Source organism: Ramlibacter sp., from assembly GCF_035554825.1.
Taxonomy (GTDB): domain Bacteria; phylum Pseudomonadota; class Gammaproteobacteria; order Burkholderiales; family Burkholderiaceae_C; genus Ramlibacter.
In genome coordinates this window covers 1-23,964 of the sequence record NZ_DATMHS010000033.1, presented here as the reverse complement: position 1 = coordinate 23,964, position 23,964 = coordinate 1, and the positions used below count along the sequence as shown (strand labels likewise).

Sequence of the window (23,964 nt, the reverse complement as noted above, 5' to 3'; positions counted from 1 at the left end):
CGCCTTCTCCCCGCGCCGCAGCGGGGGCGCTACCCAGAACTTCCCGGCCTCATGCTCACCATCCTCTTCGACGGCATCGCCTACGGCATGCTGCTGTTCGTGCTCGCGGTCGGGCTGGCCGTGACGATGGGCCTGATGAACTTCATCAACCTCGCGCACGGCGCCTTCGCCATGGTCGGCGGCTACGTCACGGTGCTGGCGATGCAGCGCCTGGACGTGCCGTTCCTGGCTGCGCTGCCGCTGGCCTTCATCGCCTCGGCGCTGCTGGGCGCCGGGCTGGAGCGCACGCTGTACCGGCCGCTGTATCGCAAGCCGCACCTCGACCAGGTGCTGTTCTCGATCGGGCTGGTGTTCATGTCGGTGGCCGCGGTGGACTACTACGTCGGCTCGACGCAGCAGATCATGCAGCTGCCCCAGTGGCTCAAGGGCCGCACCGAGATCGGCTCGCTGGGAATGGGGCACTACCGGCTGTTCATCATCGCGGTGTGCGCCGCGCTGACCCTGGTGCTGCAGTACGTCCTGACGCGCACCCGCTTCGGCAGCCGGCTGCGCGCAGCGGTCGACGACCAGCGCGTCGCCGCCGGCCTGGGGATCAACGTGAACGTGGTCTTCCTTTCCACCTTCGCCTTCGGCTCCGGGCTGGCCGGCCTGGGCGGCGCGCTCGGCGCCGAGGTGCTGGGACTGGACCCGTCGTTCCCGCTGAAGTACATGATCTACTTCCTGATCGTGGTCGCCGTCGGCGGCACCTCCTCGATCACCGGCCCGCTGCTGGCGGCGCTGATGCTCGGCATCGCCGACGTCGCCGGCAAGTACTACATCCCGAAGATGGGGGCGTTCATCGTCTACAGCCTGATGATCGCGATCCTGCTGTGGCGGCCCAACGGCCTCTTCATGCGCCAGGGAGGCAAGGCATGAGCGGCGGCCGGACCTCCTTGCTGCAGGCCCGCCGCATCAGGCCGTGGGAGCCGCTGGCGTGGCTGCTGGCGTTCGCGGCGCCGCTGGTGTTTCCCTCGCATGCATTGATCGTCAACGAGATCGCGATCGTGGCGCTGCTGGCCGTCTCGCTCGACCTGGTGCTGGGCTACGCCGGCATCGTCTCGCTCGGGCAGGCCGCCTTCTTCGGCTTTGGCGCCTACACCGCCGCGCTGTTCGCGCGCTACGTGACGGCCGATCCGCACGCCGGACTGCTGGTGGCGATGGCCGCCGCCGCGCTGCTGGGACTGGCGGCGAGCTTCACCGTGCTGCGCGGCAGCGACCTGACCCGCCTGATGGTCACGCTCGGCGTGGCGCTGATCCTGCTGGAGCTGGCCAACAAGCTGGACTGGCTCACCGGCGGCACGGACGGCATCCAGGGGCTGGCGATCGCGCCGGTGCTCGGCCGCTTCGAGTTCGACCTGACCGGCCGCACCGCCTCGTATTACTCGCTGACGGTGCTGGCGATCCTGTTCTTCGTGGCGCGGCGCGTCGTCGACTCGCCCTTCGGCGCGACGCTGAAGGCGATCCGCGACAACCGCCTGCGCGCCATGGCGGTCGGCATCCCGGTGCACGCCCGGCTGGTCGCGATCTACACCGTGGCGGCCGCGATGGCGGGCGCCGCCGGCGCGCTGTTCACGCAGACCTCGGGTTTCGCCTCGCTCGACGTGTTCGAGTTCCACCGCTCCGCCGACGTGATGCTGATGCTGGTGATCGGCGGCGTGGGCTGGCTCTACGGCGGCATCGCCGGGGCGATCGTGTTCAAGCTGCTGCAGGACTTCGTTTCGCAGATCACGCCGCAGTACTGGACCTTCTGGATCGGACTGTTCCTGGTGGTGCTGGTGGTGGTCGGCCGCGACCGGCTGCTCAGGCCCTGGACCTGGTGGGGTCGAGGCCGATGAGCGACCCGGTTCTTTCCTGCCGCGGGCTGGTCAAGCGCTTCGGCGGCATCACCGCGACCGGCAACGTCAGCCTGGACCTGCGCCAGGGCGCCCGCCACGCGCTGATCGGCCCCAACGGCGCCGGCAAGACGACGCTGGTGAACCTGCTCACCGGCGTGCTGCCCGCCACCGCGGGAACCATCACGCTCGACGGCGAGGACATCACGCACCTGGCGCCGCACCTGCGGGCACGCCGCGGCATGGTCCGCACCTTCCAGATCAACCAGCTGTTTGACCAGCTCACGCCGCTGGAGACGCTGGCGATGACGGTCTCGCAGCACCGGGGGGCCGGCGCCCGCTGGTGGCAGCCGCTGGGGCGGGACCGGGCGGTCGCCGCGCGTTGCGACGCCCTGCTGGAGCAGTTCCATCTCACCTCCGTGCGGGACCAGCGCACCAGCGTGCTGGCCTACGGCAAGCGGCGGCTGCTGGAGATCGCGATCGCCCTGGCCTGCGAGCCGCGCGTGCTGCTGCTCGACGAACCGGTGGCCGGGGTGCCGGCGGGCGAGCGCGAGGAGCTGCTGCGGACCGTCGGCGCATTGCCGGGCGACGTGTCGGTGCTGCTGATCGAACACGACATGGACCTGGTGTTCAGCTTCGCCAGCCGCATGACGGTGCTGGTCAACGGCGCCGTGCTGACCGAAGGCACGCCGCAGGAGATCTCCGGCAACCCCGAGGTGAAGGCGGTGTACCTCGGCACCACGGAGCGCGGCCATGGCTGACCTGCTGCGTGTCGAAGGCCTGCGCGCCGGTTATGGCGAGGCCGTGATCCTCGATGGCATTTCGTTCTCGCTGGCGGCCGGCGAGACCCTCGCCCTGCTGGGGCGCAACGGCACCGGCAAGACGACGCTGATCAACACGCTTGCCGGCGCCACCCGCCAGCACGGCGGCAGCATCCGGCTGGACGGCCGGGAGTTGCACCGCCTGCCTTCGCATGCGCGGGCGGCCGCGGGCATCGGCTGGGTGCCGCAGGAGCGCAACATCTTCAAGTCGCTCACCGTGCACGAGAACCTCACGGCAGTGGCGCGGCCCGGCCGCTGGACGCCCAGGGAGGTGTACGAGATGTTCCCCCGCCTGGGCGAGCGCAGGTGCAATCTCGGCACGCAGCTGTCCGGCGGCGAGCAGCAGATGCTGGCCATGGGACGCGCGCTGGTGGTCAATCCGCGGCTGCTGCTGCTGGACGAGCCGCTCGAAGGACTGGCGCCGATCGTCGTCGCGGAGCTGCTGCAGGCGATCGCGCGCATCACGCGCGGCGAAGGCCTGTCGGCCATCATCGTCGAGCAGCACCCGCAGGCGATCCTGGCGATCTCCAACGAGGCGATCGTGCTGGACCACGGCACCGTCGTGCATTCGGGCCCGGCGCGCGAGCTGGGCGACTCGCCCGAACTACTCGATCGCCTGCTGGGCGTGGCGCGCTGAAGGGGCGCCGATGCTGGACCGTCGTCGTTTCGCAGCGCTGGCACTGGCGGGCGTGCCGGCGCTCGGCGCTGCCGGCACGACGTTTCCGACCCGGCCGCTGAAGATCGTCGTGCCCAATGCAGCCGGCGGGGCGGCGGATCTGACGGCGCGGCTGGTCGCGCGGGAGATCGCCGGACCAATGGGGCGGAACGTCGTCATCGACAACCGGCCGGGCGCCGGCGGCGTGGTGGCGGGGGAGCTGGTGGCGCGCGCCGAGCCCGACGGCCACACCATGCTGCTGGTGTCCAGCGGCACGGCGGTGAGCGCGGCGCTCTTCCGGTCGCTGCCGTTCGACACGCTGAAGGACTTCGCGCCGGTGTCGATGCTGGCGACCTTCGATCTGGCGATCGTGGTCAAGGAGGGCGGGCGCCTGCGCACGCTCGGCGAGTTGCTGGCGCAGGCGCGAGCGCATCCCGGCCAGCTCAATCTCGGCACGCCGCAGGTCGGCACGACGCAGCACCTGGCCGCCGAGCTGTTCAAGGCGACCGCCGGGATCGACCTGCAGGTGGTGCCCTTCAACGGCACGCCGGCGGTGCTCACGGCCGTGCGAGCCGGCGACATCGATGCGGCGCTCGACATCCTCGGCCCCCTGATGCCGCAGATCGCGAGCCGCGCGCTGCGGCCGCTCGCCGTGCTGGGCGACCGGCGGGCGCCCCAGTTGCCCGAGGTGCCGGCGGCCCGCGAGAGCGGCGGGCCGCTGGCGGGCCTGAACCTGAGTTCGTGGAACGGCCTGGCCGTGCCGGCCAGGACGCCGCCCGACGTGGTGGCTCGCCTGAGCCACGAAGTCCGGGCCGCGCTCGGCCGGCCGGAAGTCGCGCAGCGGCTGCTGGAGCTGAATCTGGTGGCGCAAGGCAGCACGCCGGCGCAACTGCAGGCGCGCCTGGCGGCCGACATCCGGCGCTGGAGCGAGGTCATCGCGCAGGCGAAAATTCCGCGGCAATAAGGAGCACGGGAGCAATCGACATGGACAGCCATACCATCGGCCTGGTCGGCTACGGCGAAGTCGGCAAGATCTTCGGCGCCGGGCTGAAGCCGCAGCCTGGCATCGCCGCCATCGGCGCCTGGGACCTGAAGTTCGCGGCTGCCGCCACGCAGGAGGCGGAGATCGCGCATGCGCGGGCCGCGGGCATCCTGCCGCAGCCTTCGATGCAGGCGCTGTGCACTTCGGCCAGCCTGATCATCTCGGCGGTGACGGCGTCGAACACGCTCGCGGTGGCCCAGGAGGCCGCCCGGCACATCCGCCCCGGGACCGTGTTCCTCGACCTCAATTCGGCCTCGCCGGGCACCAAGCAGCGCGCCGCGGCGGCGGTCGACGGCGCCGGCGGCCGCTACGTCGAGGCCGGGGTGATGACCTCGGTGCCGCCCCACGGCATCAAGGTCCCCATGCTGCTGGGCGGCGCCGCTGCGGCCCGGCTCGCCGCGACGCTGCAGGGCTGGGGCATGGACGCGACCGCCGTCTCCGACCGGCTGGGCATCGCCTCGGCCATCAAGATGTGCCGCAGCGTGATGATCAAGGGGCTGGAAGCGCTGGTGATCGAGAGCTATGCCACGGCGCGGGCGTACGGGGTCGAGGACCACCTGCTGCCGACGCTGGCCGAGACCTTCCCGTCGATCGACTGGCAGCAGCAGGGCGCCTATTTCTTCAGCCGCGTCGTGCAGCACGGAAAGCGCCGCGCCGAGGAGATGCGCGAGGCCGCCAACACGGTGCGCGAAGCCGGCTTCGAGCCCTTCATGGCGGACGCCGCCGCGGACAAGCAGCAGTGGGTGGCCGAGCAGGCGGCGGCGCGCGTCTTCGAGGGGGTGGCCAAGGGCGCGCGCTGGCAGGACTATGCCGACCGCCTGCTGGCGGCGCGCCGGCGGTCCTGACCCCCGCGCCGCCGTGCGGCCGCGACCGGCGGCCGGCGATGCCTCAGACGCGGCGCTCGGCCAGCAGCCGCGGCGCCAGCTCCTGCATCAGCTGCAGCATCGCCTTCTGGGTGAGCGTGGCGGGCCGTTGCGAGCTCATGGCCAGCAACAGCTTGCTGCGCAGCGGCGGCGTGCCGATCGGCCGAACCGCGAACCCGCCCGCATGCGCCGACGTGGCCACGGCGTTGCGCGAGAGGATCGCGCTGCCCGCGCCGTCGGCCACCAGGTCCAGCATGGCGGCGACGCCGTCGATCTCCAGCGCCACATTGGGCCGGCAACCGATGGCGGCCAGTTCCGTTTCCACCAGCATGCGGATCGCGTTCGGGCGGCTCGGGATCACCAGCGGCACCGCCGCGACGTCGCGCAGCGCGATCGCGCGCGGCCGCGCCGGCGGGGCCCCGGCGCCGGCGTGGCGCTGCACCAGGTAGAGCGGCTCTTCCATGAGGTGGGTGAGTTCGATGTCGGGCGACGGCGCGGCGTTGTACAGCACGGCGATGTCGAGGCGCCCGGTGGCGAGCGATTCCTGCATGCCGGCGGAGAGGCTCTCGCTGATCGACAGGGTGGCGTCCGGCATCCGCTGCCGGAACTCGCGGATGAGCGGCACCGCCATCACCTTGGCGACGCTCGGCGGCAGGCCGATGGCGACCCGGCCGGCGAGGGCGCCGCGCACCCGGCCGAGTTCCTCGCGCGCGCGCTCGACCTGGTGCAGGATGCCGCGGCCGTGCTCGAGCAGCAGCTTGCCCGCCTCCGTCGCGACGGCCCCGCGCCCGTTGCGGGTGAGCAGGTTCTGGCGCAGTTCCACTTCCAGCAGGCGCACCTGCCGGCTCAGCGCCGGCTGGGCGACGTCGAGCGCGACGGCGGCCCGCGTGAAACTGCCGAGCTCGGCCACGCGGACGAAGTACTCGAGCTGCTTGAGGTCCATGATCGGGAATACCTTTGGCTCGATTATGCCGGGGCGGCATAGCTGCTAGTCTCACTGCCGGCTTTGTTCCGGGACCGGCCGCGACCACAATCGGCCCATGTGCCCCCACGCCTGCGCGCGCCCTGCCGGAGCGCCGTCATGAGCGCCGCGCTCCGCGGCATTTCGTCGATGGCCACCCGCCTGCTGTTGGCGGAGCTGGCGGCCGCCTATCGGCAGCGCACGGGCACCGCGGTGCAGATCGAGTCGGTTGGTGGGGTCGACGCGGCCAGGCGGGTGCAGGCCGGCGAAGCCTTCGACCTGGTGCTGCTGGCGGCCGATGCGATCGACCAGCTCGTCGCTGGCGGCGCAGTCGTGCCGGGCAGCAAGGTGGACCTGGTGCATTCGCCGGTGGCGGTGGCCGTGCGCGCGGGCGCACCGGTGCCCGACCTCTCGAGCGAAGATGCCTTGCGGCGCGCGGTGGAAGCCGCCACGAGCATCGGCTATTCGACCGGCCCCAGCGGCACGGCGCTGCTGCGCCTGTTCGAGCGCTGGGGCCTGGCGGCCGCGCTGCAGCCACGGCTGGTGCAGGCGCCGCCGGGAGTGCCGGTCGGCTCGCTGGTCGCCGGCGGCGCGGCCGCGCTGGGTTTCCAGCAACTGAGCGAGCTCATTCACCTGTCTGGGATCACTGTGGCCGGTGCGCTGCCCGAGCCGGTGCAGATCGTCACCACGTTCTGCGGCGCGGCGTGCCGGACCTCGGCGCAGCCCGAAGCGGTGGGCCGCCTGCTCGCGTACCTGGCCTCGCCCGAGGCCGACGCCGCCAAGCGCCGGCACGGAATGGACCCCGCCTGACACTCCCTGAAGGAAGCCCCCCATGTTGATCATCGACTGCCACGGCCACTACACGACCGCGCCGAAGGCGCTGGAGGACTGGCGCAACAAGCAGATCGCCGGCATCAAGGACTCCGCGGCGATGCCGCGCGCCGCCGACCTCAAGATCGGCGACGACGAGCTGCGGGAATCGATCGAGACCAACCAGCTGAAGCTGATGCGCCAGCGCGGCAGCGACGTCACGCTGTTCTCGCCGCGCGCCAGCTTCATGGCCCACCACATCGGCGATTTCGAGGTGTCGTCGACCTGGGCCGCGATCTGCAACGAGCTGTGCTTCCGCGTGAGCGAGCTGTTTCCTGACCACTTCGTGCCGGTCGCCATGCTGCCGCAGTCGCCCGGCGTCGACCCCGCGAGCTGCATTCCCGAGATGGAGAAGTGCGTCAGGGAGTACGGCTGCGTGGGCATCAACCTGAACCCGGACCCTTCCGGCGGCCACTGGACCGCGCCGCCGCTGTCGGACCGGCACTGGTTCCCGATCTACGAGAAGATGGTGGAGTACGACATCCCCGCGATGATCCACGTCAGCACCAGCTGCAATCCGTGCTTCCACACCACCGGCGCGCATTACCTGAACGCGGACACCACGGCGTTCATGCAGTGCCTGACGTCGGACCTGTTCCGGGAGTTCCCGACGCTGCGCTTCACCATCCCGCACGGCGGCGGCGCCGTGCCGTACCACTGGGGGCGCTTCCGCGGCCTGGCGCAGGAGATGAAGAAGCCGCTGCTCACGGAGCACCTGCTGAACAACATCTTCTTCGACACCTGCGTGTACCACCAGCCCGGCATCGACCTGCTGAACACCGTCATCCCGGTCAAGAACGTGCTGTTCGCCTCCGAGATGATCGGCGCGGTGCGCGGCATCGATCCGGAAACCGGCCACTTCTACGACGACACCAGGCGCTACATCGAGGCCTGCGCCAAGCTGAGCGAAGCCGACCGCGAGCAGATCTACGAACTCAATGCCCGCCGCGTGTTCCCGCGCCTGGATGCGCGCCTGAAGGCGCAGATCGGGCTGGTGGGCGGGTCGGCGGCCTGAGGCCGGCACCCGTGACGACGCCGCCGTGACGCCTGGCGAACGCGACACCATGACATTCGAAAAGACCCCCGGCTGGCTGGACTGGTACCAGGGCCCGAGCCAGCCGCAGTTCAAGGTCCCGCCCGGCAGCGTGGACGCGCACTGCCATGTGTTCGGCCCCGGCGCGCGGTTCCCGTACGCCGCCGAGCGCAAGTACACGCCGTGCGACGCCAGCCGCGAACAGCTGTTCGCGCTGCGCGACCACCTCGGTTTCTCGCGCAACGTGATCGTGCAGGCCACCTGCCACGGCGCCGACAACGGCGCGCTGATCGATGCGCTGCGGCACTCGGACGGCAAGGCGCGCGGCGTGGTGACCGTGCGGCGCAACGTGAGCGACCAGGAGCTGCTCGCGATGCACGATGCCGGCGTGCGCGGGGTGCGCTTCAACTTCGTCAGGCGGCTGGTGGACTTCACGCCCAAGGACGAACTGATGGAGATCGCCGGCCGCATCGCGCCGCTCGGCTGGCACGTGGTCATCTACTTCGAGGCGGTCGACCTGCCCGAACTGTGGGACTTCTTCACCGCGCTGCCGACCACGGTGGTCGTCGACCACATGGGGCGGCCCGACGTCACCAAGCCGGTGGACGGCGAGGAGTTCGAACTGTTCGTGAAGTTCATGCGCGACCATCCGAACGTGTGGAGCAAGGTGAGCTGCCCCGAGCGCCTCAGCGTCAGCGGACCGCCGGCGCTGGACGGCGAACGCAACGCCTACCGCGACGTGGTGCCGTTCGCGCGCCGCATCGTGGAGACCTTTCCCGAGCGCGTGCTGTGGGGCACCGACTGGCCGCATCCGAACCTGAAGAACCACATGCCGGACGACGGCCTGCTGGTCGACTTCATCCCGCACATCGCCGTGACGCGGGAGCTGCAGGGGAGGCTGCTGGTGGACAATCCGATGCGCCTGTACTGGCCGGAGGAAGGGAGCTGAGCATGGCGCTGGACAAACCGTATCTCGACGTGCCCGGCACGACCATCTTCGACGCCGATCAGTCGCGCAAGGGCTATCACCTCAACCAGTTCTGCATGTCGCTGATGAAGGCCGAGAACCGCGCCCGGTTCAAGGCCGACGAGCGCGCTTACCTGGACCAGTGGCCGATGACGGAGGAGCAGAAGCAGGCCGTGCTGGCGCGCGACCTGAACCGCTGCATCCAGCTCGGCGGCAACATCTACTTCCTCGCCAAGATCGGCGCCACCGACGGCAAGAGCTTCCAGCAGATGGCCGGCAGCATGACCGGCATGAGCGAGGAGGAATACCGCGACATGATGATCGCCGGCGGCCGTTCCATCGAAGGCAACCGCTTCGTCGGCGAAAAGAAAGGCTGCTGACATGCGCCCCCACGCTCACTGGCGTTCGCTGCCCCCCGAGGGGGCCTCAGTCTCCTTGAGGCGGCTCGGCGGAGACTGACATGGCCCGCGTCACCGCCAGCGTCTACACCTCGCACGTGCCCGCCATCGGGGCGGCGCTCGACACCGGCAAGAGCCACGAGCCTTACTGGCAGAAGGTCTTCGCCGGCTACGAATTCTCCAAGCAGTGGTTGCGCGAGCACCGGCCGGACGTGATCCTGCTGGTCTACAACGACCACGCCACCGCGTTCAGCCTCGAGATGATCCCGACCTTCGCGATCGGCTGCGCCGAGGCGTTCCAGCCGGCCGACGAAGGCTGGGGCCCGCGCCCGGTGCCCACCGTGGTCGGCCATCCCGAGCTCGCCGCCCATATCGCGCAATCGGTGATCCAGCAGGACTTCGATCTCACCATCGTCAACCGGATGGACATGGACCACGGCCTCACGGTGCCGCTCTCGCTGATGTGCGGCCAGCCGCCGGCCTGGCCCTGCCCGGTGATCCCGTTTGCCGTCAACGTGGTGCAGTATCCGGTTCCCTCCGGCCGGCGCTGCCTCAACCTCGGCCGGGCGATCCGCAAGGCGATCGACAGTTTCGACGCCGGGCTGACCGTGCAGGTGTGGGGGACGGGCGGCATGAGCCACCAGCTGCAGGGGCCGCGCGCCGGGCTGATCAACAAGGAATTCGACAACGCCTTTCTCGATCGCCTGGTGGCCGACCCGCAGGGCTTGGCCGCGATGCCCCATGTCGACTACGTGCGGGAGGCGGGCAGCGAAGGCATCGAACTGGTGATGTGGCTGATCGCCCGCGGCGCCATGGGCGACCTGGCCGGCGGCCGCCCGCCGAAGGTGGCGCATCGCTTCTACCATGTGCCCGCGTCGAACACTGCCGTGGGGCACCTGATTCTCGAGGAACAGTCATGAGCAGGACCATCAAAGTGGCGCTCGCCGGCGCCGGCGCGTTCGGCATCAAGCACCTGGACGGCATCAAGCGGATCGACGGCGTGCAAGTCGTGTCGCTGGTCGGCCGCCTGTTGGACAAGACCCAGGAGGTCGCGCGCCAGTACGGCATCGGCCACGTCACGACCGACCTGGCCGAGAGCGTCGCGCGCGCCGACGTCGACGCCGTGATCCTGTGCACGCCCACCCAGATGCACGCGGCGCAGGCGATCCAGTGCCTGCGGGCCGGCAAGCACGTACAGGTGGAGATCCCGCTGGCCGACAGCCTGAAGGACGCGCGGGCCGTCGTGGCGCTGCAGCAGCAGACCGGGCTGGTGGCGATGTGCGGCCACACCCGCCGCTTCAATCCCAGCCACCAGTACGTGCACCGCAGGATCGGGGCCGGCGACTTCCACCTCCAGCAGCTGGATGTGCAGACCTACTTCTTTCGCCGCACCAACATGAACGCGCTGGGCCAGCCGCGCAGCTGGACCGATCACCTGCTGTGGCACCACGCCGCCCATACCGTGGATCTGTTCGCGTACCAGTGCGGCAGCCCGATCGTGAAGGCCAACGCAATCCAGGGGCCGATCCACCCGCAACTGGGCATCGCGATGGACATGAGCATCCAGCTCAAGGCCGCCAACGGGGCGATCTGCACGCTGTCGCTCTCGTTCAACAACGACGGCCCATTGGGCACCTTCTTCCGCTACATCGGCGACACCGCCACCTACATCGCGCGCTATGACGACCTGTTCAGCGGCAAGGACGAGCAGATCGACGTGTCCAAGGTCGACGTGTCGATGAACGGCATCGAGCTGCAGGACCGCGAGTTCTTCGCCGCCATCCGCGAGCAGCGCGAGCCCAACGCGAGCGTCGCGCAGGTGCTGCCCTGCTACGAGGTGCTGCACCAGCTCGAACAGCAACTGGCCGCCTGAACCCCATGCCGGTACGACAACTCGGTCCATTCCAGGTCGGCGCCATCGGCCTGGGCTGCATGAGCCTGTCCCACGCCTATGGCTCGCCGCCGCCGGCGCCGGAGGGCGAGCGGCTGCTGCTGGCGGCGCTCGACGCCGGCGTGACACTGTTCGACACCGCCGCGCTGTACGGCTTCGGCGCGAACGAGACGCTGCTGGGCCGGGTGCTCAAGCCCCATCGCAACCGCATCACGCTTGCCAGCAAGGGCGGCATGGCCGGCGTGCAGGGCGAGGAGGGCATGAAGCGGGTGATCGACGGGCGCCCCGAAGCGATCCGCCGCAACTGCGAGGACAGCCTGCGCCGCCTGCAGACCGACGTGATCGACGTCTACTACCTGCACCGCTGGGACCAGCGGATCCCGATCGAGGAGAGCGTCGGCGCGATGTCGGACCTGGTCCGGGCCGGCAAGGTGCGCACCCTCGGGCTTTCGGAGGTGTCGGCGGCGACGCTGCGCAAGGCCCATGCAGTGCATCCGATCGCGGCGGTGCAGAACGAATATTCGCTGTGGACGCGCAATCCGGAGATCGCGATGCTGGATGCCTGCCAGGAGCTGGGCGTGGCCTTCGTCGCGTTCAGCCCGGTCGCGCGTGCGTTCCTGTGCGATGCCCTGCACGACGTGGCGGCGCTCGATCCGAAGGACATCCGCCGCCACATGCCGCGGTTCGCGCCGGAGAACTACGGGCGCAACCTGAAGCTGCTGCCGCCGTACCGGGAACTCGCGCGGGAGGCGGGCTGCACCCCGGCGCAGCTGGCGCTGGCGTGGCTGCTGCACCAGCGGCCCTTCATCATCCCGATTCCCGGCACCACGAAGGTCGAGCACCTGCGTGAGGACCTCGGTGCCGCCGGCGTCGTGCTCGAGGCCGGCCTGGTGCAGCGGCTCGATGCGCTGATCAACCAGAACAGCGTCGCCGGCAACCGCTACAGCGAGCAGTCGAACCGGGAGGTTGATACGGAGGTGTTCTGAAACCCGAATCCCGACCCAACAGCCGAACGCAGCGGGCGCAAAGGCTACGCAGAAGATGCAGAAGAACAGCCGACAAGAAGGTGGAGGGCGCTGCGCGCTCTGCCCGATGGGAGCGGGCGGCGTGCACAAAGAAAACCTTGGATTTTTTTTGCGTCCCCTGCGTTCGGCTGTTGGGTTTGCAGTTCCTCAGTGCTGCGCGCAACAGCGCAGCACCACCCGGCCGTTGATCCGGCCGCGGCGCATGCGCTCGAACACGGCGTTGACCTCGGCGAGCGGCTGCACTTCCGTCAGGCAGCGCAGCTGGCCGCTGGCCGCGAGGTCGAGCACCGCCCGCATGTCGTCGCGGGTGCCGACCGACGAGCCGATGACCTTCGCCTCGATCCCGACCAGGGACAGCGCCGGGAAGGTGAGCGGCTCGGCCGGCAGGCCGACCACCGACAGGATGCCGGCGGGCCGCAGGCACCGGAACGCGGTGTCGTATGCCGCCTTGGCGGCCGAGGTCACCACGGCCACGTGCACGCCGCCTTGCTTGCGCAGCGCCTTGATGTCGTCGGCGCTGCCGGCGTCGAGCGCCTGGTCGGCGCCGAGCTGGCGCGCCAGGTCGAGCTTGGCCGGGTCGAGGTCGAGCGCGATCACCTCGGCGCCCCAGGCCTTGGCGATCTGCACGGCCAGGTGGCCGAGACCGCCGACGCCGAAGATCGCCACCTTCTGACCGCGCGCCACCTCGGCATTCTTGAGCGCGCGATAGACCGTGAGGCCGGCGCAAAAGAGCGGCGCCGCCGCTTCCGGCGTCAACGAGTCCGGCACCTTCAGGGCATGGCTGGCGCGCGCGACCATGTATTGGGCATAGCCGCCGTCGACCATCACGCCGGTGATGACGGCCTTGCGGCACAGGTTCTCGCGGCCCTCCAGGCACGGCGGGCATTCGCCGCAGGTGGCATGCAGCCAGGCCACGCCGACGCGGTCGCCGAGCGCCAGATGCTTGACGTTCGCGCCGAGCTCCACGACGCGGCCGACGACCTCGTGGCCGGGGATCAGCCTGGGCTTGGTCACCGCCTTCAGCGGCGGCTGGTCGCCTTCGGCGACATGGAGGTCGGAATGGCAGACGCCGCAGGCCTCGACCTGCAGCAGCACGTCGTCGGCGCCGGGCTGCGGCTTGGCGACCTCCTGCACGCTGAGCGACGGGCCGAATTGCTCCAGGACGGCGGCTTGCATGGCGGTGCTCCTCGGGTCTGCGGGCGCCGGGGCGGCGCCAGGCGCGATGGTAAGCCGCCCGCGGGGGCGAGGGCAGTCACCGAGGCGGCACGCCGGCGCTTCTGGTTCAATGCACGCCTGACGAAGGAGAGCAAGCAGTGGCAGAGATCCTGATCCGGCGCGACGGCGCCATCGGCACGGTGGTCATTTCGAACCTGGAAAAGCACAACGCGATGACCATGGACATGTGGCGCGCGCTGCCCGAGCGCATCGCGCAGCTCGACGCCGATCCCGCCATCGTCGCCATCGTGCTGACCGGCGACGGCGAGCAGGCGTTCGTCTCCGGCGCCGACATCTCGCAATTCGAGGCCGAGCGCACCGACCCGCAGGCGCAGGAGCGCTATGGCGAGATCGTCGATGCCGCCTATCTGGCGCCGGTGCGTGCCAGCAAGCCCGTGATCGCCAAGATCCGCGGCATCTGCATGGGCGGCGGCCTGGGGCTGGCCGCCGCCTGCGACATCCGCCTGTGCGCGCTCGATGCCCGCTTTCGCATGCCGGCGGGCCGGCTGGGCCTGGGCTACAAGCCGGCCGGGGTGCACCGCTTCGTTTCCCTCATCGGCGTGCAAAACACCTATGACATTTTCTTTTCGGCCCGGGTCTTCGGCGCGGACGATGCGCTGCGCATGGGATTCGTGAGCCAGGCCGTCGCGGCGGACGGCCTGGACGGCGCGGTACAGCACCTGGCCGGCGCCATCGCCGAGAACGCGCCGCTGACCCTGAAGGCGGTCAAGCTGACGGTGAACGCGTTCCTGGGCACCGAGAGCGATCTGCCGCGGGCCGAGGCGGCCGTCGACGCCTGCAATGCCAGCGAGGACTATCGCGAAGGCGTGCGCGCTTTCGGCGAGAAGCGCAAGCCCGCCTTCCGCGGCCGCTGACCGGCGCCGCCCGCTCCGGGCGCCGCGGCGCTAACTTTCGGTTGCGCGCCGCATTCTGGAAATTGCCTATTGGGGCCGCCCGGCGATCTGTCTACAGTGGCTCACGCTCGCCCTGGTGCAGTGCAGGAACGCACCGGCGCGCCGCGACCCCCGGACGGGGCGCCGTACAACAGGTTCGAAGACCAAAGGAGACAGCTCATGCACACAGGCGTGGCGAACAGGATCTTGATCGGGGTGGCGGCGGCGCTGGCCATGGCGAGCGCGCCGGCCCGGGCCGACATGGCTCCGTGGGAGAAGGAGCTCTACGAGGCGGCCAAGAAGGAAAAGCCGATCACGGTCTACACGGCGCACTACAACACCGAAGAGGCCCAGAACCTGTGCCAGGCCTTCGAGAAGAAGTACGCCGGCCTGAAGTGCAACTTCGTGCGCACGACGGCCCAGGTGGCCTTCCAGCGGCTGCAGCAGGACATCCAGGCCAACGCGCCGGTGGCCTCGGTCTTCAGCAGCACCGACGTCAGCCACTATCCGGCCCTCAAGAGCAAGGGCCTGCTGATGCAATACCAGCCGCGCAGCCTGGACCAGATGGTCGACTCGCTCAAGCCGTACAACGACAAGGAGGGCTACTACCACGTCACGGCGGCGGCGCTGATGACGGTCACGTACAACAGCAGCCTGGTGGCGGAAAAGGATGCGCCCAGGAACTGGCCCGACCTGCTCGATCCCAAGTGGAAGGGCAAGGTCTCGATCGGCCATCCGGCCTTCAGCGGCTATGTCGGCACCTGGGTCGTGCTGATGCAGAAGCTCTACGGCTGGGATTACTTCACCAAGCTCGAAAAGAACCAGCCGCAGATCGGCCGCTCCGTGAACGACACCGTGACCATGCTCAACTCGAAGGAGCGCTGGGTGGCGGCCGGTCCGGAGGCGACCACGCTGCTCAGCCGCGACAAGGGCAATCCGCTGGCGGTGGTGTATCCGACCGACGGCGCCCTGCTGATGGTCTCGCCCAGCGGCATTCCCAAGAACGCGCCTTCGCCGAATGCCGGCAAGCTGTACATCGAGTTCCTGCTGAGCAAGGAAGCCGGCGAGACCCAGGTGAAATCGCATTCGCTGTCGGTGGTCAAGGGCGTGGCCCCGGCGCCGGGCGCCAAGCCGCTGGAGCAGATCAAGGTGACCCGGCCGACCGAGGAAGAGATCACCAAGGGCATCCCCGAGGTGAAGCAGAAGTTCCGCGACACCTTCGGCGTCTGATCGCGCCGGCGGCAGCCTCATGGCTTATGTGAAGACCGCCCTGCCCAAGGCAGGGGCGCTGTCCATGCTGGACCAGCGCTGGCGCCACCTGGACAAGTCGTTCTGGGTGTGGGGCCTGGCGATCGTGGTGCTGGTGTTCCTGGTGGTGAACCCGCTGCTGCGGCTGCTCGTGGTGAGCTTCCAGGACGAGACCGGCGCGTTCACGTTCGCCAACTACGTGAGCGCGTACCGGAACCTGCGCCACGTCGAGGCGCTGGGCAACTCGCTGCTGCTGGGGGTCAGCGCCGGCATCACCTGCCTGTTGTTCGGGCTGCCCATGGCGTGGGCCTTGTCGCGCACCGACATGCCCGGCAAGCCGCTGATCTGGATCTCGATCCTGGGCACCTTCATCATCCCGCCCTACCTCGGCGCGGTCGGCTGGATCCTGCTGGCCGGGCCCAACGCGGGCTGGCTGAACAAGGCGGTGGTGGCGCTCACCGGCATGCAGTCGGGGCCGTTCAACATCTACTCGATGCCGGGCCTGGTGCTGGTGGTCGCGTGCTACAGCTTCCCGTATGTCTTCGTGCTGACCAAATCGGCGCTGGACCTGATCTCCTCGGAGATGGAGGACGCGGCCAACATCCTGGGCGCGAGCAACCTGCGCACGACGCTGTCGATCACCTTGCCGCTGGTGGCCCCGGCGATCCTGGGCGCCTTCATCCTGGTGTTCCTGGAGGCCATCGCGCTGTTCGGCTCGCCGGCGCTGCTGGCACTGCCGGGGCGCTTCCACGTGGTGACGACGCAGCTGTGGCAGTTCTTCGAGTTCCCGCCGCAGGTCGGCGTCGCCTCGGCCTATGCCATGCCGCTGCTGGTGATCACGGTCGTGCTGTTCTGGGTGCAGCGCCGCATCACCAGCCGCAAGGGCTACGTGTCCCTGACCGGCAAGGGCGGCGAGCGGCGCCCGGTGCCGCTGGGGCCGTGGAAATGGCCGGTGCTGGGGTACTGCCTGCTGGTCTGCACGATGTCCTTCTTCATGCCGCTGGTCGTGATCTGCCAGGCGGCGTTCGCCAAGGCGTGGGGCCGCGGGTTCGCGCTGGACAACCTCACGTTCGACAACCTCTATCGCACGGTGTTCGAGAACCAGCTGACCCGCACGGCGACCTGGCACACCTTCCTGTACGCCGGCACCGCCTCGCTGATCGCCATCGTGCTGGCGCTGACCATCGCGTACATCGTCAATCGCAACCTGGTCAACCGGCATGTCGGGGCGGTGCTGGGTTTCCTCACCATGGCGCCGTTCGTGGTCCCCGGCATCGTGCTGGCGATCGGCTTCTACGCGGCCTACACGCGGCCGCCGCTGCTGCTGTACGGCACGGCCTGGATCCTGATCCTGGCGTTCGTCACGCGCTTCCTGCCGATCGCGTTCGTCAACAGCAACGCCGCCATCCGCAGCATCAACCCCGAGCTGGAAGATGCGGTGCGCATCCTGGGCGGCACGCGCTTCACCGCCATCGCCGACGTGGTCATGCCGCTGCTCAAACGCAGCCTGGCCGGCGCCTTCATCCTCGTGTTCATCCCCGCGACGCGCGAGCTGAGCACGGCGATCTTCCTGTACTCGATCAACACCCAGGTGCTGTCGGTGCTGCTGTTCGACAAGAGCGACGAAGGCAACTTCGAGATGCTGGCCTCGATCGGCCTGGTGCTGGTGGTCATCACCGTCGCGCTCATCCTGGTCGGCTTCCGGCTGATGGGGCGGGACTTCATGCTGAGGAGGACGGTCGCGTGAGCAAACTCGTGCTCAAAAACATCACCAAGTCGTTCGGCAGCTACACCGCCGTCGACAACCTGAACCTGACGCTGAACGAGGGCGAGCTGGTCTCGCTGCTCGGCTCGTCCGGCTGCGGCAAGACGACGACGCTGCGCATGATCGCCGGGTTCATGACGCCGACCGAAGGCACGATCGAGCTGGACGGGCAGGTGATCTCGTCGCCCCAGTCCAGCCTGCCGCCGGAAAAACGGCAGATGTCGATGATCTTCCAGAGCTATGCGATCTGGCCGAACATGACGGTGGAGGAGAACGTCGGCTACGGGTTGAAGCTGCGCAAGATTCCGGCCGACCAGGCCAGGCGGCGCGTGGCCGAGATGCTGGACGTGGTGCAGCTCGGCCCGCTGCGCGACCGCTATCCGGCGGAGCTGAGCGGCGGGCAGCAGCAGCGGGTGGCGCTGGCGCGCTCGATGGTGGTCAAGCCCTCGATCCTGCTGCTGGACGAGCCGCTGTCCAACCTGGATGCCAACCTGCGCGAGGAAATGCGGTTCGAGATCCGGCGCCTGCACGACGAGTTCAGGATGACCATGGTCTACGTGACGCACGACCAGGCCGAAGCGATGGTCACGTCGGACCGCATCGCCGTGATGAACAAGGGCAGGATCGAACAGATCGATGCGCCGTTCGAGCTGTATCGCCGGCCGAAGACCAGGTTCGTCGCCGGCTTCATAGGCCGCACCAACTTCCTCACCGGCCGCAGCGGCGCCGACGACGTGGACTTCGGCGGCTTCCGCATCCCCGTGCGAGAGCTGTCGCCCGGCGGCAGCCTGCCCCCGGAGGTGCAGGTTTCGATCCGGCCGCAGAGCATCCACCTGCTGCGCGAGCGGCCGGCCGGCGCGCCCCAGCGCTGCTGCGTCGAGGGCAGCGTGCAGCGGCGCGCCTATCTCGGCGAGTCGTGGGACTACCACATCGCCGTGGCGCCGAGCGCCGAGCCGATCCGCGTCACGGCGCGGCCCAATGAGGTGTTCGACGTCGGCCAGAAGATCTATGCTGAAATCGACACCTCGCAGATCACCCTCGTCAGCTGAATAACGAATATGCCACTTCCTCTTGAAGGCGTCCGGGTCCTCGATCTCACCAACGTGATGGCCGGCCCCTACTGCGCAATGGTGCTGGGCGACATGGGCGCCGAAGTGATCAAGGTCGAGAGCTTCGAAGGTGACACCTCGCGCCGGTTCGAGCCGCAGATCAACGGCGAGTCCTACTGCTTCGCTGTCCTGAACCGCAACAAGAAGAGCATCGCGCTCGACCTGAAGGACCCGCGGGGCAAGGCCGTGGTGACGCAGCTGGCGAGCAAGGCCGACATCGTGCTGGAGAACTTCCGGCCGGGCGTGGTCAAGAAGCTTGGCCTCGACTACGAAGCGCTGAAGCAGCACAACCCGGGGCTGATCTACGCGTCGATGTCCGGCTTCGGCCAGACCGGCCCCTACGGCCGCAAGGGCGGCTTCGACATCATCGCCCAGGGCATGTCCGGCATCATGATGATGACGGGTTATCCGGGCGGACGGCCGGCGAAGGTCGGCATCGCGATGAACGACATCGCCAGCGGCGCGACGGCGCTGTACGGCATCCTCGGCGCCTACATCGGGCGCCTGCGCCACGGCAGCGGCCAGTACCTCGAGACCTCGCTGCTGGAGGCCGGCCTGGCATGGAGCATCTGGGAATTCGGCGCCTTCTTCGGCGGCGGCGAATTGCCCACCGCCACCGGCACCCGCCATCGCCGTTCGGCGCCGTACCAGGCCTACCGGACCAAGGACGGCTACGTGACGGTGGGCGCCGGCAGCGAGAAGCTGTGGCGGGCCTTCGCCACCATGGTCTGCGACAAGCCGGAATGGATCGAGGATGCGCGCTTCAACGCGCCCAACACGCGGGTGCGCAACGCGGACGCGCTGGAAGCCGAGATCGAGCAGGTGTTCGCCGCGCACCCGACGGCCCACTGGGTCGGCAAGCTCGACGCCGCCGGCGTCCCCGGCGGCCCGGTGTACACCTACGACCAGACGCTGTCCGACCCGCACGTGCTGGCGCGCAAGATGGTGGTCGAGATCGACCACCCCAAGATCGGGCCGATGAAGACGCTGGGCCTGCCGATCAAGTCGACCGGCTCGCTCACCGAGATCCGCCAACCCGCGCCCTGGCTCGGCCAGCACTCGGAAGAGGTGTTGCGCGAGATCGGCTACGCGGATGGCGACGTGCGGCAGCTGTTCTCCGAGGGTGTGGTCTACGACAGCTCCCGCGCGCGGGCGCCTGCGGTGGCGGCGGGCGAGGAATGAAGCTGCTCACCGACAAGATGATCGCCCGCAAGGACGGGGCGATCGGGTGGATCACGTTCAACAATCCGGCGCGTCACAACGCGGTGTCGCTCTCGATGTGGGAGGCGTTGCACGAGATCGTCGCCGACTATGCGGGGGACCCGGAAATCCGCGTGATCGTCGTGCAGGGCGCCGGCGACAAGGCGTTCGTTTCGGGCGCCGACATCTCCGAATTCGAGGAGAAGCGCTCGTCGCCCGACACCACGCGCCTGTACAACGAGACGGCGCAGCGCGCCTCGCGGGCGCTGAAGGACGTCGGCAAGCCGACCATCGCGATGATCCGCGGCTACTGCGTCGGCGGCGGCGTGTCGACGGCGCTGGCCTGCGACATGCGCATCGCCGCCGAGGGATCGAGCTTCGCCGTGCCGGCGGCGAAGCTGGGGCTGGGCTACGAGTTCGAGGGGGTGCGCAAGCTGGTCGACGTCGTCGGCCCGGCGTTCGCCCGCGAGATCTTCTACACGGCCCGCCAGTTCACGGCGCAGGAAGCGCTGGCGATGGGACTGATCAACCGGCTGGTGCCGGCCGACTGGCTGGAGTCGTACGTGCGCGACTACGCGGCGTCGATCGCCGCCAACGCGCCGCTCACCGTCGCCTCGATCAAGACGCTGGTGGCGCAGGCGCTGAAGGACGAATCCGAGCGCGACACGAAGCTGTGCCAGGACGTGGTCGACCGCTGCTTCAACAGCGACGATTACAAGGAAGGCCGCCAGGCTTTCATGGAAAAGCGCAGGCCGAGGTTCGTGGGACGCTGAAGCCGTTTGCCCTGAGCGGGCTGTTGCGTCGTGAGCCGCCTCGCACCGCGGCAGGCGGTGCCCGGCGGGACCTCATAGTTCCGCGGGAGAAATCCGGGGTCAGAGCCGAATTTCGTCGTTGCTCCACGCGCCACTGAACGGCTCTCGTCCTGAATTCGGATCCGACCCCGGATTTCCCTTCCCGTCGCCTGCGCGCCCTTGCGGCCCGGTCCACAACTCGACTCCGCGCCGCAAGCGGCGCTGCGCTCGAACAGGTGGACCGAGAATGAGACAAGGGCCGCAAGACCGCTCGTCCCCGGCGCTGCACAAATCGGCCCTGCCGGGCACCGCCTGCCGCGGCGAAGTGGTGTTGCTTTCGCTCGAACGAAGAGACGCAGTTCGAAGCCGCGTGCGAGCGGTTCGCGGCGCGCCTTGTGTGGCGCCGACGGGGAGCGGTCTTGCGGCCCTTGTCTCATGCTCGCGGCGCTTGTCCGAGCGGAGCGCGTATTTCGCGCGCAGCGAGTTGCGCCGCGGGCCGCAAGACCGCGCACGACCGGCGGGACTCCCGGGCGCCAGCACGGGACGCCATACCAGGACGACGTGGACCGCTCGTACGCGGCTTCGCGCAGCGCTGGCTGGTGTTCTGTCCGAGGCGCCTCAGCTCGCGAACACACGGTTTCGCGAGGTGCGAAGGGTGCAAAAGAAAACGCCCCGTAGGGCGTCTTCTTCGTGCATCCCGGATCGAGTCCGGGATGCCAATCAGCGCGCTTACAGCGTATCGATGAACGACCGCAGCTTGTCCGACCGGCTCGGGTGCTTCAGCTTGCGCAGCGCCTTGGCCTCGATCTGGCGGATCCGCTCGCGGGTGACGTCGAACTGCTTGCCGACTTCCTCCAGCGTGTGGTCGGTGCTCATCTCGATGCCGAAGCGCATGCGCAGCACCTTGGCCTCGCGCGGCGTCAGCGAGTCCAGGATGTCCTTGACCACGTCGCGCAGGCCGGCCTGCATCGCGGCCTCGATCGGCGCGGTGTTGGCCTGGTCCTCGATGAAGTCGCCCAGATGCGAATCGTCGTCGTCGCCGATCGGCGTCTCCATGGAGATCGGCTCCTTGGCGATCTTCATGATCTTGCGGATCTTGTCCTCGGGGATCTCCATCTTGGCGGCCAGGATGCCGGCATCCGGCTCGAAGCCGAATTCCTGCAGGTGCTGGCGCGAGATGCGGTTCATCTTGTTGATGGTCTCGATCATGTGCACCGGGATGCGGATGGTGCGCGCCTGGTCGGCGATCGAACGGGTGATGGCCTGGCGGATCCACCACGTCGCATAGGTCGAGAACTTGTAGCCGCGGCGGTATTCGAACTTGTCGACGGCCTTCATCAGGCCGATGTTGCCTTCCTGGATCAGGTCCAGGAACTGCAGGCCGCGGTTGGTGTACTTCTTGGCGATCGAGATCACGAGCCGCAGGTTGGCCTCGATCATTTCCTTCTTCGCCTCGCGCGAGCTGGCCTCGCCCTCGTTCATGCGCTTGTTGATGTCCTTCAGCTCGGTCAGCGGCACCACCACGCGCGACTGCAGGTCCATCAGCTTCTGCTGCAGTTCCTGGATCGGCGGGATGTTGCGGGCCAGCACCGTGGACCAGGGCTTGGCGGCGGCGGCCTGCTTCTCCACCCACTTCAGGTTCAGCAGGTTGGGCGGGAAATCCTTGATGAAGACTTCCTGGGGCATGCCGCACTTGTCGACGATGATGCGGCGCAGCTCGCGCTCCTTCTTGCGCACGTCGTCGACCTGGCCGCGCACCATGTCGCACAGCTTCTCGATGGTCTTGGCCGTGAAGCGGATCGTCATCAGCTCTTCGGACAGCTGGTGCTGGGCCTTCACGTAGGCGGGCGTGCCGTAGCCCTCCTTGTCGTAGATCCGGTGCACCTTCTCGAACAGTTCCTGGATCCGGCTGAAGCGCTCCAGCGCCTGCGTCTTCAGCTCCTCGAGCTTCTTGGTCAGCGCCTTGGAGCCGCCGTTGCCGTCGTCGTCGTCGTCGGCGTCGAATTCGTCGAAATCCTCCTCGGCCACGTAGTCGTCGGCCTCGTTCGGATTGGAGAAGCCGTCCACCACGGTGGAGATGACGATGCGGCCCTCGCGGATCTCGTTGGCCAGTCGCAGGATCTCGGCGATCGTGGCCGGCGAGGCGGAGATCGCCTCCATCATCGCCTGCAGGCCGCCTTCGATGCGCTTGGCGATCTCGATCTCGCCCTCGCGCGTGAGCAGTTCCACCGTGCCCATCTCGCGCATGTACATGCGCACAAGGAAGAACCCGCCGCCTGACCGTCATTGCGAGGAGCCGAAGGCGACGCGGCAATCCAAACGTCGCTGGATTGCTTCGCTCCGCTCGCAATGACGGCGGAGGCGCTCTTGCTGACAATCGAGCCTCACCCTAAGGCCGCCTGCGCAATGACGCAGTTCGATCTCACTGACGACCAGCTCCAGATCCAGGAGATGGCCCGCAAGTTCACCGCGGACGCCATTACCCCGTTCGGGGCCGAGTGGGACGAGAAGCACATCTTCCCCCGCGACACGATCCGCGAAGCAGCGGGGCTTGGTTTCGGCTCGATCTACGTCAGCGAAGAAAGCGGTGGCATCGGCCTCGGCCGGCTCGAGGCCGCGTTGATCATGGAAGCCATGGCTTACGGCTGCCCGTCGACCAGCGCCTTCATCTCGATCCACAACATGGCGAGCTGGATGATCGACCGCTTCGGCTCGGACGCGGTCAAGCAGAAGTACCTGCCGTCGATGATCACCATGGAACGAATGGGGAGCTATTGCCTGACGGAGCCTTCGTCCGGCTCCGATGCCGCGGCACTCAAGACCAAGGCCGTGCTCGATGGCGACCATTATGTCGTCTCCGGCTCCAAGGCGTTCATCTCGGGCGGCGGCGAGAATGAGATCTACGTAACCATGGTCCGCACCGGCGAAAAGGGGCCCAAGGGCATCTCCTGCCTGGTCATCGAAAAGGACATGCCCGGCGTCAGCTTCGGGGCGCAGGAAAAGAAGCTCGGCTGGCATTCGCAGCCGACCGCGCAGGTCAATTTCGACGAGGTCCGGGTGCCGGTCGAAAATCGCGTCGGCGGGGAAGGCGAAGGGTTCCGGATCGCCATGATGGGACTCGATGGCGGTCGGCTGAACATCGGAGCCTGCTCGCTCGGCGGCGCGCAGCGCTGCCTCGACGAGGCGGTTAAGTACACCAAGGAGCGCAAGCAGTTCGACCAGCCGATTGCCGATTTCCAGGCGACGCAGTTCACGCTCGCCGACATGGAGACCGATCTCCAGGCGGCGCGATACCTGCTCTACGTCGCCGCCGCCAAGGTGACCGCCAACGCGCCCGACAAGACGC

23 protein-coding genes are annotated in these 23,964 nt (G+C 68.6%); 20 read left to right on the top strand and 3 right to left on the bottom strand.

The genetic code is table 11. The features are described 5' to 3' along the window. Window positions 1–51 precede the first annotated feature (51 nt). From VNT59_RS03120 to VNT59_RS03095, 6 genes are read left to right on the top strand one after another with little or no spacing between them, the layout of a single operon-like run. Window positions 52–915 carry a branched-chain amino acid ABC transporter permease gene (locus VNT59_RS03120; protein WP_325496520.1) on the top strand — a complete coding sequence of 288 codons (864 nt, stop codon included), beginning with the start codon at window positions 52–54 and terminating at the stop codon, window positions 913–915. After that, window positions 912–1,874 carry a branched-chain amino acid ABC transporter permease gene (locus tag VNT59_RS03115; RefSeq protein WP_325496517.1) on the top strand — a complete coding sequence of 321 codons (963 nt, stop codon included), beginning with the start codon at window positions 912–914 and terminating at the stop codon, window positions 1,872–1,874. The genes VNT59_RS03120 and VNT59_RS03115 overlap by 4 nt, the downstream gene beginning before the upstream one ends. After that, the gene (locus tag VNT59_RS03110; RefSeq protein ID WP_325496515.1) at window positions 1,871–2,632 is read left to right on the top strand and encodes an ABC transporter ATP-binding protein; all 762 of its coding nucleotides are present in this window, start codon (window positions 1,871–1,873) and stop codon (window positions 2,630–2,632) included. Before VNT59_RS03115 ends, VNT59_RS03110 begins: the two co-directional genes overlap by 4 nt. After that, window positions 2,625–3,329: an ABC transporter ATP-binding protein gene (locus tag VNT59_RS03105; protein WP_325496514.1), complete on the top strand. Its 705-nt coding sequence runs from the start codon at window positions 2,625–2,627 to the stop codon at window positions 3,327–3,329. Before VNT59_RS03110 ends, VNT59_RS03105 begins: the two co-directional genes overlap by 8 nt. 10 nt (window positions 3,330–3,339) lie before the next feature. Next, window positions 3,340–4,311, top strand: a complete 972-nt coding sequence (locus VNT59_RS03100; RefSeq protein ID WP_325496512.1) for a tripartite tricarboxylate transporter substrate binding protein — start codon at window positions 3,340–3,342, stop codon at window positions 4,309–4,311. A 20-nt stretch (window positions 4,312–4,331) separates the two neighbouring features. Then, on the top strand, window positions 4,332–5,234 hold the full coding sequence (locus tag VNT59_RS03095) for a DUF1932 domain-containing protein (protein WP_325496510.1): 903 nt from the start codon (window positions 4,332–4,334) through the stop codon (window positions 5,232–5,234). A 43-nt stretch (window positions 5,235–5,277) separates the two neighbouring features. On the opposite strand, the gene VNT59_RS03090 is transcribed toward VNT59_RS03095, so the two are convergent. Continuing rightward, the gene (locus VNT59_RS03090; protein WP_325496509.1) at window positions 5,278–6,195 is read right to left on the bottom strand and encodes a LysR substrate-binding domain-containing protein; all 918 of its coding nucleotides are present in this window, start codon (window positions 6,193–6,195) and stop codon (window positions 5,278–5,280) included. Window positions 6,196–6,333: 138 nt separating this feature from the next. Here VNT59_RS03090 and VNT59_RS03085 point away from each other — a divergent pair, with 138 nt between their 5' ends. The 7 genes from VNT59_RS03085 to VNT59_RS03055 all read left to right on the top strand — a co-directional run bounded on the left by VNT59_RS03085 (window position 6,334) and on the right by VNT59_RS03055 (window position 12,358). After that, window positions 6,334–7,023, top strand: coding sequence for a substrate-binding domain-containing protein (locus VNT59_RS03085; RefSeq protein ID WP_325496507.1), 690 nt, complete (start codon window positions 6,334–6,336; stop codon window positions 7,021–7,023). Window positions 7,024–7,048: 25 nt separating this feature from the next. After that, window positions 7,049–8,098 carry an amidohydrolase family protein gene (locus tag VNT59_RS03080; RefSeq protein ID WP_325496573.1) on the top strand — a complete coding sequence of 350 codons (1,050 nt, stop codon included), beginning with the start codon at window positions 7,049–7,051 and terminating at the stop codon, window positions 8,096–8,098. A 49-nt stretch (window positions 8,099–8,147) separates the two neighbouring features. Continuing rightward, window positions 8,148–9,065: an amidohydrolase family protein gene (locus VNT59_RS03075; RefSeq protein ID WP_325496506.1), complete on the top strand. Its 918-nt coding sequence runs from the start codon at window positions 8,148–8,150 to the stop codon at window positions 9,063–9,065. A 2-nt stretch (window positions 9,066–9,067) separates the two neighbouring features. Then, on the top strand, window positions 9,068–9,463 hold the full coding sequence (gene ligA, locus VNT59_RS03070) for a protocatechuate 4,5-dioxygenase subunit alpha (protein ID WP_325496504.1): 396 nt from the start codon (window positions 9,068–9,070) through the stop codon (window positions 9,461–9,463). 80 nt (window positions 9,464–9,543) lie between these two features. Next, complete coding sequence (locus VNT59_RS03065; protein WP_325496502.1) at window positions 9,544–10,401, top strand: class III extradiol dioxygenase subunit beta; 858 nt, start codon at window positions 9,544–9,546, stop codon at window positions 10,399–10,401. Then, window positions 10,398–11,354: a Gfo/Idh/MocA family oxidoreductase gene (locus VNT59_RS03060; protein ID WP_325496500.1), complete on the top strand. Its 957-nt coding sequence runs from the start codon at window positions 10,398–10,400 to the stop codon at window positions 11,352–11,354. The genes VNT59_RS03065 and VNT59_RS03060 overlap by 4 nt, the downstream gene beginning before the upstream one ends. Window positions 11,355–11,359: 5 nt before the next feature. Next, the gene (locus tag VNT59_RS03055; RefSeq protein WP_325496499.1) at window positions 11,360–12,358 is read left to right on the top strand and encodes an aldo/keto reductase; all 999 of its coding nucleotides are present in this window, start codon (window positions 11,360–11,362) and stop codon (window positions 12,356–12,358) included. A 186-nt stretch (window positions 12,359–12,544) separates the two neighbouring features. On the opposite strand, the gene VNT59_RS03050 is transcribed toward VNT59_RS03055, so the two are convergent. Beyond that, entirely contained in the window at window positions 12,545–13,573 is a 1,029-nt protein-coding gene (locus VNT59_RS03050) for a zinc-dependent alcohol dehydrogenase (RefSeq protein WP_325496498.1), read from the bottom strand. Between the two features lie 137 nt (window positions 13,574–13,710). Here VNT59_RS03050 and VNT59_RS03045 point away from each other — a divergent pair, with 137 nt between their 5' ends. The 6 genes from VNT59_RS03045 to VNT59_RS03020 all read left to right on the top strand — a co-directional run bounded on the left by VNT59_RS03045 (window position 13,711) and on the right by VNT59_RS03020 (window position 20,600). Continuing rightward, window positions 13,711–14,487, top strand: coding sequence for an enoyl-CoA hydratase (locus VNT59_RS03045; RefSeq protein WP_325496496.1), 777 nt, complete (start codon window positions 13,711–13,713; stop codon window positions 14,485–14,487). Window positions 14,488–14,685: 198 nt separating this feature from the next. Then, on the top strand, window positions 14,686–15,735 hold the full coding sequence (locus VNT59_RS03040) for an ABC transporter substrate-binding protein (RefSeq protein ID WP_325496495.1): 1,050 nt from the start codon (window positions 14,686–14,688) through the stop codon (window positions 15,733–15,735). Between the two features lie 19 nt (window positions 15,736–15,754). Then, entirely contained in the window at window positions 15,755–17,500 is a 1,746-nt protein-coding gene (locus VNT59_RS03035) for an iron ABC transporter permease (RefSeq protein WP_325496493.1), read from the top strand. Continuing rightward, a complete protein-coding gene (locus VNT59_RS03030; RefSeq protein WP_325496492.1) occupies window positions 17,497–18,567 on the top strand; it encodes an ABC transporter ATP-binding protein in 1,071 nt (356 codons plus the stop codon). The genes VNT59_RS03035 and VNT59_RS03030 overlap by 4 nt, the downstream gene beginning before the upstream one ends. A gap of 9 nt (window positions 18,568–18,576) precedes the next feature. After that, window positions 18,577–19,809, top strand: coding sequence for a CoA transferase (locus VNT59_RS03025; protein WP_325496490.1), 1,233 nt, complete (start codon window positions 18,577–18,579; stop codon window positions 19,807–19,809). Next, window positions 19,806–20,600 (top strand): enoyl-CoA hydratase, encoded by a 795-nt coding sequence (locus tag VNT59_RS03020; protein ID WP_325496489.1) that lies wholly within the window; start codon window positions 19,806–19,808, stop codon window positions 20,598–20,600. The genes VNT59_RS03025 and VNT59_RS03020 overlap by 4 nt, the downstream gene beginning before the upstream one ends. Window positions 20,601–21,347: 747 nt before the next feature. Here VNT59_RS03020 and rpoD read toward each other — a convergent pair. Next, complete coding sequence (gene rpoD / locus VNT59_RS03015) at window positions 21,348–22,877, bottom strand: RNA polymerase sigma factor RpoD (protein WP_325496487.1); 1,530 nt, start codon at window positions 22,875–22,877, stop codon at window positions 21,348–21,350. 147 nt (window positions 22,878–23,024) lie between these two features. Here rpoD and VNT59_RS03010 point away from each other — a divergent pair. After that, window positions 23,025–23,964 (top strand): acyl-CoA dehydrogenase family protein (locus VNT59_RS03010; RefSeq protein ID WP_325496485.1); only part of this gene is annotated, 940 nt, incomplete at its 3' end.

What these genes read in the sequence shown, in the direction of transcription:
- VNT59_RS03050 (WP_325496498.1), bottom strand. Translation starts at nt 13,573, where the DNA reads ATGCAAGCCGCCGTCCTGGAGCAATTCGGCCCGTCGCTCAGCGTGCAG.
- VNT59_RS03060 (WP_325496500.1), top strand. Translation starts at nt 10,398, where the DNA reads ATGAGCAGGACCATCAAAGTGGCGCTCGCCGGCGCCGGCGCGTTCGGC.
- ligA (WP_325496504.1), top strand. Translation starts at nt 9,068, where the DNA reads ATGGCGCTGGACAAACCGTATCTCGACGTGCCCGGCACGACCATCTTC.
- VNT59_RS03025 (WP_325496490.1), top strand. Translation starts at nt 18,577, where the DNA reads ATGCCACTTCCTCTTGAAGGCGTCCGGGTCCTCGATCTCACCAACGTG.
- VNT59_RS03110 (WP_325496515.1), top strand. Translation starts at nt 1,871, where the DNA reads ATGAGCGACCCGGTTCTTTCCTGCCGCGGGCTGGTCAAGCGCTTCGGC.
- VNT59_RS03075 (WP_325496506.1), top strand. Translation starts at nt 8,148, where the DNA reads ATGACATTCGAAAAGACCCCCGGCTGGCTGGACTGGTACCAGGGCCCG.
- VNT59_RS03085 (WP_325496507.1), top strand. Translation starts at nt 6,334, where the DNA reads ATGAGCGCCGCGCTCCGCGGCATTTCGTCGATGGCCACCCGCCTGCTG.
- VNT59_RS03120 (WP_325496520.1), top strand. Translation starts at nt 52, where the DNA reads ATGCTCACCATCCTCTTCGACGGCATCGCCTACGGCATGCTGCTGTTC.
- VNT59_RS03040 (WP_325496495.1), top strand. Translation starts at nt 14,686, where the DNA reads ATGCACACAGGCGTGGCGAACAGGATCTTGATCGGGGTGGCGGCGGCG.
- VNT59_RS03065 (WP_325496502.1), top strand. Translation starts at nt 9,544, where the DNA reads ATGGCCCGCGTCACCGCCAGCGTCTACACCTCGCACGTGCCCGCCATC.
- VNT59_RS03095 (WP_325496510.1), top strand. Translation starts at nt 4,332, where the DNA reads ATGGACAGCCATACCATCGGCCTGGTCGGCTACGGCGAAGTCGGCAAG.
- VNT59_RS03090 (WP_325496509.1), bottom strand. Translation starts at nt 6,195, where the DNA reads ATGGACCTCAAGCAGCTCGAGTACTTCGTCCGCGTGGCCGAGCTCGGC.
- VNT59_RS03115 (WP_325496517.1), top strand. Translation starts at nt 912, where the DNA reads ATGAGCGGCGGCCGGACCTCCTTGCTGCAGGCCCGCCGCATCAGGCCG.
- VNT59_RS03035 (WP_325496493.1), top strand. Translation starts at nt 15,755, where the DNA reads ATGGCTTATGTGAAGACCGCCCTGCCCAAGGCAGGGGCGCTGTCCATG.
- VNT59_RS03055 (WP_325496499.1), top strand. Translation starts at nt 11,360, where the DNA reads ATGCCGGTACGACAACTCGGTCCATTCCAGGTCGGCGCCATCGGCCTG.
- VNT59_RS03020 (WP_325496489.1), top strand. Translation starts at nt 19,806, where the DNA reads ATGAAGCTGCTCACCGACAAGATGATCGCCCGCAAGGACGGGGCGATC.
- VNT59_RS03100 (WP_325496512.1), top strand. Translation starts at nt 3,340, where the DNA reads ATGCTGGACCGTCGTCGTTTCGCAGCGCTGGCACTGGCGGGCGTGCCG.
- VNT59_RS03105 (WP_325496514.1), top strand. Translation starts at nt 2,625, where the DNA reads ATGGCTGACCTGCTGCGTGTCGAAGGCCTGCGCGCCGGTTATGGCGAG.